Origin of the sequence: Bradyrhizobium sp. 139 (assembly GCF_023074175.1) — a bacterium.
GTDB lineage: Bacteria > Pseudomonadota > Alphaproteobacteria > Rhizobiales > Xanthobacteraceae > Bradyrhizobium.
Window position 1 is genome coordinate 26,612 of record NZ_JADPKS010000061.1, and the last position, 12,851, is coordinate 39,462.

A 12,851-nucleotide genomic window follows, 5' to 3' on the forward strand; every position below is an offset into this window, starting at 1 on the left:
TACGCGCCGGTATTTTACGGCACGGAACCGTGCGCGCGGACCGGAGGTGGCCCACAGCTATTCTCAGCCGATCCGCTTCAGGCCATTCTTGAAGCGAGGACCGTTGGCCACGTAGAACCTCGCCGCACTCCCCATCTTCTGCACCTGGGTGTCATCGAGCGTGCGGACCACGCGCGCGGGCGAGCCGATGATCAGGGAGCGTTCGGGAAATTCCTTGCCCTCGGTGATGACCGAGCCCGCGCCGACGATGCTGTTGCGGCCGATTTTCGCCCCGTTCATCACGATCGAGCCCATCCCGATCAGCGCGCCCTCCTCGATCGTGCAGCCGTGCAGGATGACGTTGTGGCCGACGGTGCAGTTCTTGCCGATGACAAGCGGAAAGCCGAGGTCGGTGTGGCAGGTCGAGCCATCCTGCACATTGGCGCCCTCGCCGATCTCGATCCATTCATTGTCGCCGCGCAGCACCGCGCCGAACCAGACGCTCGCGCCCGGCTTCAGGCGCACGCGGCCGATCACGGTCGCGGTCTCGGCGATGAAGTAATTGCCGTCGGCCGGAAGATCGGGTGCCTGTCCGTCGAGCTCGTAGATCGCCATGGGGGTCTCCTGTCGCGTCAACCCCAGCCATAGCGAAACGCGCGCCTCAGGCAAAGGGCCGCCTCACCGGGCAGCCCACCAAAGCGCGCGTCAGACCAGAACGCCGGCGGCGCGCAGCGTCATCAGGAAGAAGGTGCCGCTCATCATGCTCCAGAAGCCGGCGATGACGGTCGCCATCATCACGAATTCCACACGGCGGCTTTCCAGCCGCAAGCCGCGCAGGGTGTTGCGCATGATGATGAAGGGCGCCGCGAACACCAGGAACGGCACCGCCGCAAAGGTCTTCGGCGCCACGCCGTCCTGCAACAAGCCGAAGCCGGCGGGCCGCTGCGCGACCGCCTGGTATCCGTTCACGAGCGCACCCGCGAGCGCGAAACCGATGCAGATCGAGAAGAAAGTATTGAGAGCCTCAGGTGTCATCGGAACGGTCCGCCCTTACGCAACGCCGGAGGCTTCCTGTGACAAAGAGTGCCGGTTAACGCTACATTATCCTTAAGAGAAGGTTAACATCGCCAGCCGGTCCGCGCAGAGCCCTCTCCCGTTTCCGGTAGCCGGGAACCTTCCTCGAAATCGCCGCCACGTGGCATATTTGCAGCTGATTCGTCGGCCATCGGCCGACCCCGCTCACTTGCGCGACCCATGACAGTGTTTTCAGCAGTCTCTCCCCGCTCCGGCAGGACCCACGCACGGGCGCATATCGTTCCGATCGTGCTCGGCAGCACCGCGGCGCTAGGTGCCGTCGCGCTCGTTGCCTATCTGCTGTGGCCGACCTGGGGCAGCGGCGGCGCGAACGCTCCGGACAGGCTGCCGGTGAGCGTCGGTGGCACGTTATTCAACGTGCCGACGACCGCGATCCGGATGAAGATCCAGCGGCACTCCGGGCCGCAGGAACGCATCGATCTCGACTTCCTTTATCCGTCGCTCGAGCCGCCGGGCGCGCCGAAGCACGTCACCGCCGACACCGTCGAAGAGGCGATGCAGCCGATCGACCGCATCTTCCTGTCGATCGCGGCGCATCACGATGCGCTCGCGCCCGGGCAGCGCGTCAGCACGATCTATCCGCGCTATCTCGACGGGGCCGCGACGATGCCCGAGGACGGGCTCACGATGCGGATGTTCCGCAGCGATACGCCCTATGGCAGCGAGGACTTCTATTCTGCGGCAAACCCTGCGCTGACCGCGCGCTGCACGCGCGATGGGGCCACCCCGGGCATGTGCCTCTCCGAACGCCGCCTCGGCGGCGCCGACCTCACCTTCCGCTTTCCGCGGAGCTGGCTGTCGCAGTGGCGCGATGCGGCGGAAGCGATGGACCGGCTGACGGCGCAGCTGCGCGGGCCAAAGGGGTGATACCCGATCGCTTTGCGCGGCATTGACCGGCTGATAGGCTCCTCGCCAATACATCGAGCGCGGTGATCGACATGACCGATGCGGCAGCAACCCTGCCACCGGGCACCCCATTATTGGGGCGCGAATGGCTCGGCTTTGACAAGGGCGGGCAGGCCCTGATCCGCTTCCAGGCTCAGCCCGCGTTCACCAACAGGCATGGCGCGGCTGCGCATTCTGTCAAGAAAATAGATACGGCATCGCGACGCGCGCGACGCCGTCGGGCGCGAGGCTACTCCTGATCGACGAGATCGTCCTCAAGGATCGCCATCTGAAACTGGAACGAGCGATCGTCGTCCTCGTCGTCGACGAACAGCACGCCGATGAATTCCTCGCCGATATAGACCTCGGCGGAATCGTCCTTCTTCGGCCGCGGCACGACGCGGATCTTGGGATTGCCGAATACGCGTTTCAGATATGCGTCGAGCTTCCTTACTTCCTTGACATCCACGGCAAGTCTCCAATCGAAATCTGGGTTGGCGGGCTTTTAGGACGAGACGCGACGAACCGCCAGCATGAATTGCCAAAGAATTTGGGGGCGAAAAGGGCCGGAGAATCCGGCCCTTTTTCTCTCAAGCCCAAAGTCCCGTCTCAAAGTCCCGTCTCAAAGTCCCGTCTCAAAGTCCCATGGCGTTGATCATCTGATCCATGGTGCGCGACGGCTCGGCGCAGCCGGCTTCGCCGACGATCTTGGCGGGCACGCCGGCAACCGTGACGTTGTGCGGCACGGGCTTGACCACCACCGAGCCGGCGGCGATGCGCGCGCAATGGCCGACTTCGATGTTGCCGAGGATCTTTGCGCCGGCGCCGATCAGGACGCCGTGACGGATCTTCGGATGGCGGTCCTCGTTCTCCTTGCCGGTGCCGCCGAGCGTGACCCCGTGCAGGATCGAGACGTCGTCCTCGATCACCGCAGTCTCGCCGCAGACGAAGCCGGTGGCGTGGTCGAGGAAGACGCCGCGGCCGATGCGCGCGGCGGGATTGATGTCGGTCTGGAACACCGCAGACGCGCGGCTCTGGAGATAGTACGCAAAGTCCTTGCGGCCCTTCAGATAGAGCCAGTGCGCGAGGCGATGGGTCTGAAGGGCGTGAAAGCCCTTGAAGTAGAGCAAGGGATCGATGAAGCGCGAGGTCGCGGGATCGCGGTCGTAGACGGCGACGAGATCGGCGCGGAAGGCGTTGCCGAGATCGGGAGCCTCGCGCAGCGCCTCGTCATAGGTCTGGCGAATGAGATCACCCGACAGTGCGGAATGATCGAGCCGGTCGGCGAGACGATGGATCACCGCATCTTCCAGGCGACTGTGATGCAGCACCGTCGAGTAGATGAAGGTCGCAAGCTCCGGCTCGCGATGGACGATGTCTTCCGCTTCGCCGCGGATCCGATCCCAGATCGGATCGAGCGTTGCGAGCTTTCCTCCCGGATTGACCTGATGCACTGCCATAGGATCTGCTCTTTCGAATTGGCTCGTTTTGCTGGTTCTATAACACAGTCTAGGCGACAAAGTCCTGACGGGCTTGCCTGAGAGTGAACAGTGAGTTGCCCCGCGGAAGCATGCCAACGCGTTGAAACACAACAGTTTCTTCCAATGACCCAGGCGGCAAGGTTGGCTCAAAATGGTCAGCGTTTTGCCAAATTCAAGCCGGGCGGCGTCAAACTATTGGTGAATTCCGCCTCAACAGCTATTGCGGGCATGGTCGGGAAGACGACGGAGCCGATTTGAGCATCACCACCGATCAATTGCGCGCGCGTACCGCGGGCTCTTTCTGGCTGCGGCTGGCGGCGGTGGCCCTGCCCCTCCTCATGATCGCGCCGGCGTTCTGGAACGGCTATCCGCTGTTGCAATGGGATACGGGCGGCTATCTGGCGCGCTGGTACGAGAACTATCTCGTGCCGAGCCGCTCCACCGTGTTCGGCCTCTATCTGCATTATGGCGAGAACTTCGGCTTCTGGATCAACCTTGCGGTCCAGTCGCTCGCGAGCCTGTGGCTGCTGCAACTGACCTTGCGCGTGCTCGGGCTGATGCAGACCTTCCGCTTCGTTGCGATCAGCCTGCTCCTGATCCTGTCGACTGCGCTGCCATGGCTTGCGAGCATGCTGCTGACCGACATCTTCGCGGGCCTGTCGGTGCTATCGTTGTTCCTGCTGATCGTCGGCGCAGGCCGGACTTCGGTGCCCGAGAAAATCGCGCTGTTCGTTTTCACTGCTTTTGCCGCGGCAACCCACAGCGCCACGCTCGGCGTGCTGCTCGGGCTCTGCCTCGCCGGCTGGATGGCACGGCCGTTCCTGGGCGCGCGCCTTCCGCTTGCCGGATTGACGCAGGCGAGCCTGACCATCGTCGCCGGTGGCCTGATGCTGGTGTCGGCGAACCACGCATTGTCGGGCAAATGGGCCTGGACGCCCGGCGGGTACGGCGTCGCCTTCGGCCGCATGATGCAGGACGGCATCGTCGCGCGTTATCTTGGCGACCACTGCCCGCGCGAACGCTTCAAGCTCTGTCCGTATCGCAATGAACTGCCGGCGAGCGCCGACGAGTTCCTGTGGGGCAAGAGCATGTTCAACACGCTCGGCCGCTTCGAAGGCATGGACGAGGAGATGGGCTACATCGTCGTGCATTCGCTCGCCGACTATCCGGCGTGGCAGGCCGGCGCAGCATTGCGGGCGATGGGCCAGCAATTGCTGCATGTGGCGACCGGCGAAGGCGCCAATGGCTGGATCCCGCACACCTACGGCATCATCGAGCGCTACATCCCGGCGCAAGTCGCGCCGATGCGCGCCGCGCGGCAGCAGCACTGGGACGTCAATTTCGACTACGTCAACTGGCTGCACATTCCCGTCGCGCTGGCCTCGATGCTGGCGCTGGCGGGCCTGCTTGGACACGCGCTCGCAAATCGCCGGCTGGACGATCTGACGCTGCTCGCCGCAACCGTCGCGCTGGCGCTGCTCGGCAACGCCTTGATCTGCGGCGTGATCTCGGGCCCGCACGACCGCTATGGCGCGCGGATGGTGTGGGTCGCGACCTTCGTGGTGCTGATGGCGCTGGCGCGTCGCTTTGGCGACGACGGGCCGGCGGACAAAACCTCAGCCGCGGCGTGAGAGGAAATCGAGCACACCGGTCTTGTAGACCTTGTCGCCGACCGCACGCATGTGGTCGCGACCCGGGATGTCGAGCACTTCCGATCCCTTGATGATGGCACCGAGCGCGCTGGCCGAGCCGGCAACGTCGTCGGTGCTGCCGACCGCGATCAGCACGGGCACGTCGATGCGGGCAGCTTCCTCCTTCGTCATGAGGTCGCGCGTGCCGCGCAGGCAGGCGGCGAGCGCACGATGGTCGGAACGGGTCTGATCGGCGAAGGCGCGAAACGTGCGGCCGACGGGATCGGTGACCTCGTCGAGCGAAGTCGCCTCCAGCGCCTTCGCCACGTTCTCGCCGGGTCCGGTGCCTTCGATCAGGCCGCCAATGCCGATACCCCCCAGGATCGCCGAGCGCAGGCGCTGCGACTCGTTGAGAGAGAGCCAGGCCGTCATCCGTCCGCCCATCGAGTAGCCCATGATGTCGGCCTGCGGAATCGCGAGGTGGTCCATCAGCGCGAGCACGTCGCCGGCCATGGTCGGGATCGAGTATTGCGCGGGCTCGTAGAGTTTTGCGCTTTCGCCATGGCCGCGATTGTCGAGCGCGATGACACGGCGGCCGTTCTTGCGCAGTTCCGAGACCCAGGTCGGATAGACCCAGTTCACGTTCTTGCTCGAGGCAAAGCCGTGCACCAGGAGGATCGGATCGCCCTCGCCTTCGTCGAGATAGGCAATTTCAACGGCGCCGTTGTGAAAGCTCGGCATCACATATTCCGCAGTCTTGAGGGGAAAGGTTGATCATAAAGCATGATCCGGAAAAGTGTGCAGCGCTTTTCCGGCAAGATCATGCTCAAACGATAACCTAAAGCGCATCGCGCTTTAGGCCGTGAGGGCCGCGTCCGCCAGAGCGGCCTCGGCAGCGATCTGCGCGCGGCGGAGCCGGCGCGCCCGTTTGCGATCGCACCAGGCCTGGGTCAGGCGCTCCGTCGTCGCTTTGATCGATGACAGCAGACCGATCAGCGTCAGCGCCGCGCCGAACAGCCAGAGCGCCAGATCGAACATGCCGCCGATGAGCAGCAGCGCGCCGCGGCCGAGCAACTTCATGATCGCGCGCGTCTTGCCGCCCTGCGCTTCCGCAAGCCGGGCCGCGCGCGCGACGTCCTTCGGGCCTTCGGCGATGCGCAGCGTATCCATGGCGCCGCGCGTGCCGGTCTTTTCGGCAACGCGGGTGACGTCCTTGCCGAGCCGGACCAGCGCACCAGCCTTCTCGACACGGAACGCAGCCTTGATTGCGCTCACGGTCTCGCCGGGGCGGAACACTGAACCCTTGGCGACGGCGTTCTGGAGCATCGGCGTATCGACCACCTCGCGCGCCGACCGGCCGGCCCATGCGGCAAGTCCCTCGCCGAGCCGTCCAACTTTGCGGGCATCCTTCACCAGCGTCAGTCCAGCACGAACAGGCGCAGCACCGCCAACCGAGACGTAGGTCACGGCGGTCACGGCAAGCCCCGCGGCTGCAAGCCCCAGCATCAGGCGATCGGTGTCCTCGCCCATGGCGAGGTGCTTGCCCTCACGCACGATGTCCCTGATGTCGCCGATCACGAACAGATCGCCGGCCACCGTCCCGGACAGGCTCGCGACATCGTCGGCGTTGCCGGTGACGAGGCCGGTTGCGAACCGTTTGGCGAAATGCCGCGTGGAATTTTCTTCCTTGACCGCATCGCTCACGCGGTTGAGGAGGTCGTCGGGCAGCGCGATGTTGCGTTCACGCGCCAGCGCGACAAAGCTGTCGGCGAGATCGGCGTCGCTGGCAGCGAGCGCGGCCTCGATATTGTCCACAACCAGGCGCTCGTTCTGCCGTAGCAGCGCATCGAGCTTGAGCTCGGAGAGCGCCGCCGGATCGTTCTGGGCGGAGAGGATCGCGCCGGCCTCGCGGGCATGCGGCGCTACCTGCGCGAGCATGAAGCTGCATGCCGCAACACCGATCAATGCTGTGCTGATTCGCAGCCATTTCATGCCAAGAGCCTGGACAATCCTGAGATCATTTGCGCCTGACGGTTCGTCTTTTGTCGCAATTCCGCTCGTCCACCGACATAGTATGCCAAAATTGCGACACAACGTCCCCGACGAAAGAAGGGCTTCTCTCAAGCCGCAAGATTGTGTCGAATTTGCAAGAGCAAATGAGCATGGGGCGATTGCGAACCTTTCGGTTCCGCTGGACTAGCAATCATCTGCACCCGCCAGTATGGTCCGCGGCGCCTCAAAGATGCCGCGTCGGTGTTTGATTGTGTCTGCCGCCATTGCCACTCCAGGATGAACTACGATGTCCGACCATGTCGTCCCGCACTTCCATAACGATGCCGGTGTCCCCGTCATCGAGATCGGCTCGCAAGAGTTCATGTGCGTCGGCGCCAATCCTCCGTTCGATCATCCGCACGTCTTCCTGGACCTCGGCAACGACAACGAGATCATCTGCCCCTATTGCTCGACGCTGTACCGATTCGCCGCCGACCTGAAGGCGGGCGAAGCCCGTCCGCCGGAATGCGTGCTGAAGGACAAGGTGGCCTGACCGTTCCATCGGTCAGGGGTGGCGCTCTCCCGAACGATTGTCATCGCCGGTGCCGGCATAGGTGGACTGACGGCTGCGCTTGCGCTCGCAGCCCGCGGCTTTCGCGTCGTCGTGCTGGAGAAGGCCGAGCGGCTCGAGGACATCGGCGCCGGCCTGCAACTCTCTCCCAATGCCAGCCGCGTGCTGGTCGAGCTCGGCCTCTTCGAGCGGCTCAGGCTGCGCGCCGTCACGCCGGAGGCGCTCTGCGTCATGAGCGCGCGGGCCGGCGGCGAACTGCTGCGCATGCCGCTCGGCGAAGCCGCTTCCGCGCGGGCCGGCGCCCCCTATTGGGTGGTGCACCGCGCCGACCTGCAATCCGCGCTGGCCGGTGCGGTGTCCGACCATCCCGATATCGACCTGAAGTTAGGCGCGACCTTCGAGGATGTTGCGCCCCACGCCAGGGGACTGACGGTTGTCCATCGCAGCGGCACGATACGCCGCAGCGATCTCGCCGACGCGCTGATCGGCGCCGACGGCATCTGGTCGACGGTGCGCCAGCATCTGTTTCCCGAGGTGCAGCCGCGCTTCTCCGGACTGATCGCCTGGCGCGGCACGCTCGATGCCACGCAACTGCCGAAGGATTTTACCGCGCAGCGGGTGCAGCTCTGGATGGGGCCGAACGCCCATCTCGTCGCTTATCCGATCGCGGGCGGGCGCCAGATCAACGTGGTCGCGGTGCTGCCGGGCACATGGAACAGGCCCGGCTGGAGCACGCCGGGCGATCCCTTCGAAGTGATGGACGCCTTCGTCGCGCCGCGCTGGCCGCCGGCGGCGCGCATGATGCTGGCCGCCGTCGACACCTGGCGCAAATGGGCCCTGTTCGGCGTGCCCGACGGCTGCCCCTGGAGCCAAGGACCGGTCGGCCTGCTCGGCGATGCCGTGCATGCGATGCTGCCATTCGCGGCCCAGGGCGCCGGCATGGCGATCGAGGATGCCGCCGTGCTCGCGCAGTATCTGAGCCTCGAGGCTGCCGAGAGCGCGGCCGGCATCACGGCGGCGCTGAGGCAATATGGCCGCGCGCGGCAAGCGCGGGTGCGGCGGGTACAGCGGACGGCGCGGCAGCAGGGCCGCATCTATCATCTCGGTGGGCCGCTCGCGATCGCGCGCGATGTTGCGATCCGCGCGCTCGGCCCGGAGCGCATGCTGGCGCGGCAGGACTGGATCTACGGCTGGCGGCCCTGATGCGATGCGCCGAGTCTCAGCGCGTTGTTCTGCCGGATTTCGGCGCAGGCTTGGCTGCGGACGACGGCGGCGGAGCCGGCGCTGCCGCCTCCGGCGGCGTCTCCCGGCACTTGTTGCGGCGCCAGGCGTCCTCGGCAAATTGCGCCTGCCCGCGCACCGAGACGTAGTCGTTGCGATAGGCGAGCTCGGATACGACCGCGCCTCCCGCCCCGGTCTCAGCCTTGTCCATCAGCTTCTGCAACTGCTCGGTGCGGCTGGCAAGCGTCTTGCGCTCGGCCTCAAGCTGCTTGCAGTCGTACAATTCGTACCTGCCGGGATCGGCAAAGGCCGGAGCGACCGTCTCGCTCATGCCGGCGCAGCCGGACAGCGCCGCGCCCGCCGCGAGCAGCGCCAGAAGCACGCCCGAGCCGCGCAGGCGATAGGAAAACGAAGCAGCCATGCCGGATGAATAGTCCCCGTGGATTGAGAATGCCTAAAGCAACAACAGATGTCCGGATTGAGGCTTTGCCTTGCGCGGCCGGCTCGCTTAAGGAAGAACCACCCATCCGGCCCGCGAAACGCGCCAATTCCAAGCGGCCGGAGGTGGACTTAAGTATTTGATCTCGTTGGATCAAGCGGGCATGGCGGAATTGGTAGACGCAAGGGACTTAAAATCCCTCGGTGCGCAAGCACTGTGCCGGTTCGACCCCGGCTGCCCGCACCAACGGAATTGAAATTGCCGCTACCCAAGAGGAATGCCGAGCTGAGGCGTCCCCGATGACCGGCCAAGAGCGACGTTGATGCTCGCGATCTCGGTTCAGTGAGTAAGCTCAAGGATCATTTCGCTCAGAGGCTTCTCCTCTCCGCCGAAACTCTCAATCATCGCCTTGAGCTGACGCCACCGACTGCGCCCACAGCATGATCCAGAAGCAGACCAGCGCAACGGCGATCTGGACGAAACTTCCTTCGATCGACATCCCCGAGAGCGAGACGAGCGTTGGGACGGCAACACCGATGGTCAGCACGGCGGCAAGGGCTGCGGCCGGGAGATCGACGATGAGGATGGCGCCATAGAGCGCGAGTTCGAAAAACGCATATTCCTTGAGACGCGGCGAGCAGAGATAGAGCCCGTACATCGCAAGCACCGTGATGCGCAGGGCTTCGCGCCGATGATCGATCAGCCAGCGATCCAGCCGTGCCGGGAAAGCGCCTTCGTTGCGCGCTTGCCGATCCGCCATGCGCAGCACGACCAGGGCAAACGGCGCAAGCACCAGCGCGAATGCCACCAGCGCGTAAGCTATGAACACGATCGCTTTGCTGCCGCCGAGCCCGACATGGTCCAGCGCGCCCTGCGCCAGCAGCAGCAGCGACGGCGTGGTGTCTATCACGTAGATGGAATGCTGGTCGGGGATCTGTCCCCTGATTGCGAGCAACCAGCTCGAAAACAGATCGGGATAGAGCGTCCTCGAGAGCAGGATCGGCAAGGTCAGGCCTGCGGCCGCGGCCGCGATCAACCCGATCTTTTGCCCGCGCGGCAGCGGCAGAAAATAAAGCGCGGCCAGCACCGGGCTGTACACCAGCTTGAACGAGGCGACGAGGCCGAGCAGCGCAGCGCCGACGATGCACGCGGCAAAGCCCCGGTCATCGTCCGCACCCGGCGAATGGGAGCGCAGCAGCAATGTCAACGCGGCCGCGCTCAGCGCACCGCTGATGACCGCGAAATTGCCCGAGGCCGAGACCCATTCGAAGCCGACGAACGCGCCGAGCGCCCAGAGAATCCTGAGCGCAATATCGCGTACGCCGACGCCGCCGAGCCCGGGCAGCAGCAGGCCGCAGAGCATGACGAGCACGAGAAACACGCCGCGGTGATGGCCGACGAGAAAGCCGCCCGCGCACAGCGGACGGAAGGCGTCGAGCGTCACCGGCAGATAGGGATAAGAGAGCTTGGTGCCCTTCAGATTTTTCACGAAGTAAGGATCGAGCCCCTCGGCATGCGCGTCGACCGCCGCGCAATTGACGCGCACATCCCAGCCGTATTTGACGTCGAGCGTGAGGTCGCTAACGAGATTGCCGAGCACCAGCAGCGCCACCAGCGCGATCAGGCAATCAAGCCAGACGTTGCGCTTCTCGGCCATGCCGACCGACGGTCCCAACCATCGTGCTGTCCCGGTGACGTCCGACACGTCCAATCCTGCCTGTGCCTCGAGTTTCCTCGGCGCCTGACCGGCGTCCGGTCAGGCCACACTGGACAGGATGCGTTGCGGATTCATCTCTCGGATCCGCTGCCCCGCTCTTATGGTGAATCCCTGGTTTCCGTCATCGTGCTTTGGACGGCAGGTGCAGCTGCCGTCCAATGTGCGGCCGTCCTCTGCCGCGCCGGACAGCCATCCCAAAACATGGGTTGTGCGATGCAGCATGGGCGTTAGATATGCCTCTGAAATCAGAGGTGAGCTTCTTGTCCGACGTCAATGCCGACGATTGGGTGTCCGCGGGACACCGCCCCATGGGTTTTCCGGAATTCGTCATCGTGATCGCGTCCATCATGGCGCTCAACCCGCTTGCGATGGACATGATGCTGCCGGCGCTGCCCAATATCGGGGCAGCTTTCAAGATTCCCGTCGCCAACCATCTCCAACTGGTGCTGTCGACCTTCCTGATCGGCTTCGGCGCCGGCCAGTTCGTCATGGGCCCGTTGTCGGACCGCTTCGGCCGCCGCCCGGTGCTGCTCGGCGGCATGGCGGTCTATGCGGTGGCGAGCGTGCTGGCGGTCGCGGCTCCCTCGTTCGAGACGCTGCTGCTGGCGCGCGCGCTGCAGGGCTTCGGCACCTCTGCGACGCGCGTGATCGCGACCTCGATTGTCCGCGACTGCTATGTCGGCCGCCGCATGGCCAGCGTGATGTCACTGGCGATGATGATCTTCATCGCGGTACCCGTGATCGCGCCTTCGTTCGGGCAGGCGGTGTTGCTGGTGACGCAATGGCGCGGCATCTTCGTCGTGCTGATGCTCTACGGGCTGCTCGCGCTGGCGTGGTCGGTGCTGAGGCTCCCCGAGACCCTGCCGGTCTCGGAGCGCAGGTCGCTCGCCCCGAGCGACGTACTCGCCGCTTATTGGCAGACCGTGAGCAATCGCCAGACCATCGGCTATGCACTCGCGGCCGGCAGCGTGATGGGCGCGCTGTTTGCCTATGTGTTCTCGGCCCAGCAGGTGTTCACCGACATCTACCATCTTGGCCACTACTTCCCGCTCGCCTTTGCCGCGATCGCGGCCGGCACCGCTATCGCCGGCTTCCTCAACGCCAGATTTGTCGGGACCCTCGGCATGCGCGTGATCTCGCACGGCGCGCTGACGCTCTACACCGCGGTTGCCGGCGTGATGCTGCTGACGGAAAGTCTCGGCATGCTGCCGCTTCCGCTGTTCATGGTGCTCTCGGCCCTGATGATGTTCTCGTTCGGCATGATGGTCGCGAACTTCACCGCACTTGCCATGGAGCCGCAGGGCCACATTGCTGGCACCGCCTCCTCGCTCTACGGTTCGATCACGACGCTGATCGGCATCGTCGTCGGCATGGCGATCGGACAGGGTTTCGACGGCACGCTGATGCCGTTCTCGGTCGGTTTCTTCCTGTCGACGCTCGCAGCACTTGCGATCGTGCTGGCGGTGGAAAAGGGACGGCTGTTCAAGCCGCATCATCGCGCCATCGCGTGAGGAACATACCGGCGGCTTCGATGTTGTCCTGCAGCATTTCAAGAGGTCGCCTCAATGGAACCGGAACGCAACGAAACCGAGCACGCATCGGAACGGACCGAGGGGCAGCGTGCGCCCTCCGGCGTAAAGCAGCCCGCATTCACGCCGTCCTTCGCAAGCGAAGGACTTGAACGATTGCGCGACAGCCACTGCTAGAGCATCTCGAGAGCTAGAACTCAGGTACCACGCTGATCGGCATAGGGGGCGACCTTGTGGGTCGCTCCCCTGCCACACCACCCGGCATGCGGGTCCGCACCGGGCGGTTCGAGAAGTTGAGGTCATGAGAGACG

Annotated in this window: 15 protein-coding genes and 1 tRNA gene; 8 read left to right on the top strand and 8 right to left on the bottom strand. The window is 64.8% G+C overall.

Annotated elements, in window-relative coordinates:
- Positions 1–63: 63 nt before the first annotated feature.
- Together IVA80_RS15060 and IVA80_RS15065 are read right to left on the bottom strand one after the other, a co-directional pair.
- Positions 64–594, bottom strand: coding sequence for a gamma carbonic anhydrase family protein (locus IVA80_RS15060; protein ID WP_247431121.1), 531 nt, complete (start codon positions 592–594; stop codon positions 64–66).
- 90 nt (positions 595–684) lie between these two features.
- Positions 685–1,014, bottom strand: a complete 330-nt coding sequence (locus IVA80_RS15065) for a hypothetical protein (RefSeq protein WP_247431125.1) — start codon at positions 1,012–1,014, stop codon at positions 685–687.
- A 219-nt stretch (positions 1,015–1,233) separates the two neighbouring features.
- On the opposite strand from IVA80_RS15065, the gene IVA80_RS15070 reads away from it, so the two are divergent.
- Both IVA80_RS15070 and IVA80_RS15075 read left to right on the top strand, forming a co-directional pair.
- Positions 1,234–1,941 (top strand): hypothetical protein, encoded by a 708-nt coding sequence (locus IVA80_RS15070; protein ID WP_247431127.1) that lies wholly within the window; start codon positions 1,234–1,236, stop codon positions 1,939–1,941.
- 71 nt (positions 1,942–2,012) lie between these two features.
- Complete coding sequence (locus IVA80_RS15075; RefSeq protein ID WP_247431130.1) at positions 2,013–2,219, top strand: hypothetical protein; 207 nt, start codon at positions 2,013–2,015, stop codon at positions 2,217–2,219.
- Here IVA80_RS15075 and IVA80_RS15080 read toward each other — a convergent pair.
- Complete coding sequence (locus IVA80_RS15080; RefSeq protein WP_007602550.1) at positions 2,210–2,428, bottom strand: DUF3126 family protein; 219 nt, start codon at positions 2,426–2,428, stop codon at positions 2,210–2,212. The genes IVA80_RS15075 and IVA80_RS15080 overlap by 10 nt on opposite strands.
- A 166-nt stretch (positions 2,429–2,594) precedes the next feature.
- Positions 2,595–3,419, bottom strand: a complete 825-nt coding sequence (cysE, locus tag IVA80_RS15085; protein ID WP_247431132.1) for a serine O-acetyltransferase — start codon at positions 3,417–3,419, stop codon at positions 2,595–2,597.
- A 144-nt stretch (positions 3,420–3,563) separates the two neighbouring features.
- On the opposite strand from cysE, the gene IVA80_RS38345 reads away from it, so the two are divergent.
- Complete coding sequence (locus IVA80_RS38345; protein WP_256467399.1) at positions 3,564–3,698, top strand: hypothetical protein; 135 nt, start codon at positions 3,564–3,566, stop codon at positions 3,696–3,698.
- Positions 3,695–5,071: a hypothetical protein gene (locus IVA80_RS15090; RefSeq protein WP_247431135.1), complete on the top strand. Its 1,377-nt coding sequence runs from the start codon at positions 3,695–3,697 to the stop codon at positions 5,069–5,071. The genes IVA80_RS38345 and IVA80_RS15090 overlap by 4 nt, the downstream gene beginning before the upstream one ends.
- Here IVA80_RS15090 and IVA80_RS15095 read toward each other — a convergent pair.
- Positions 5,057–5,812 (bottom strand): alpha/beta hydrolase, encoded by a 756-nt coding sequence (locus IVA80_RS15095; RefSeq protein ID WP_247431140.1) that lies wholly within the window; start codon positions 5,810–5,812, stop codon positions 5,057–5,059. The genes IVA80_RS15090 and IVA80_RS15095 overlap by 15 nt on opposite strands.
- A gap of 114 nt (positions 5,813–5,926) precedes the next feature.
- Positions 5,927–7,063 (bottom strand): hypothetical protein, encoded by a 1,137-nt coding sequence (locus tag IVA80_RS15100; protein ID WP_247431143.1) that lies wholly within the window; start codon positions 7,061–7,063, stop codon positions 5,927–5,929.
- Between the two features lie 307 nt (positions 7,064–7,370).
- Between IVA80_RS15100 and IVA80_RS15105 the strand changes: the two genes are divergently transcribed.
- Both IVA80_RS15105 and IVA80_RS15110 read left to right on the top strand, forming a co-directional pair.
- Positions 7,371–7,616, top strand: a complete 246-nt coding sequence (locus IVA80_RS15105) for a zinc-finger domain-containing protein (RefSeq protein ID WP_007602543.1) — start codon at positions 7,371–7,373, stop codon at positions 7,614–7,616.
- A gap of 18 nt (positions 7,617–7,634) precedes the next feature.
- Positions 7,635–8,837 (top strand): FAD-dependent monooxygenase, encoded by a 1,203-nt coding sequence (locus IVA80_RS15110; protein WP_247431146.1) that lies wholly within the window; start codon positions 7,635–7,637, stop codon positions 8,835–8,837.
- A gap of 16 nt (positions 8,838–8,853) precedes the next feature.
- Here IVA80_RS15110 and IVA80_RS15115 read toward each other — a convergent pair whose 3' ends face one another.
- Complete coding sequence (locus IVA80_RS15115) at positions 8,854–9,276, bottom strand: twin-arginine translocation pathway signal (protein ID WP_247431149.1); 423 nt, start codon at positions 9,274–9,276, stop codon at positions 8,854–8,856.
- Between the two features lie 175 nt (positions 9,277–9,451).
- Between IVA80_RS15115 and IVA80_RS15120 the strand changes: the two genes are divergently transcribed.
- A tRNA-Leu gene (locus IVA80_RS15120) sits at positions 9,452–9,540 on the top strand.
- A gap of 151 nt (positions 9,541–9,691) precedes the next feature.
- Here IVA80_RS15120 and IVA80_RS15125 read toward each other — a convergent pair.
- Entirely contained in the window at positions 9,692–10,999 is a 1,308-nt protein-coding gene (locus IVA80_RS15125; protein WP_247431153.1) for a hypothetical protein, read from the bottom strand.
- A gap of 272 nt (positions 11,000–11,271) precedes the next feature.
- Between IVA80_RS15125 and IVA80_RS15130 the strand changes: the two genes are divergently transcribed.
- Positions 11,272–12,522 (top strand): multidrug effflux MFS transporter, encoded by a 1,251-nt coding sequence (locus IVA80_RS15130; protein ID WP_247431173.1) that lies wholly within the window; start codon positions 11,272–11,274, stop codon positions 12,520–12,522.
- The last annotated feature ends 329 nt before the right edge of the window (positions 12,523–12,851 follow it).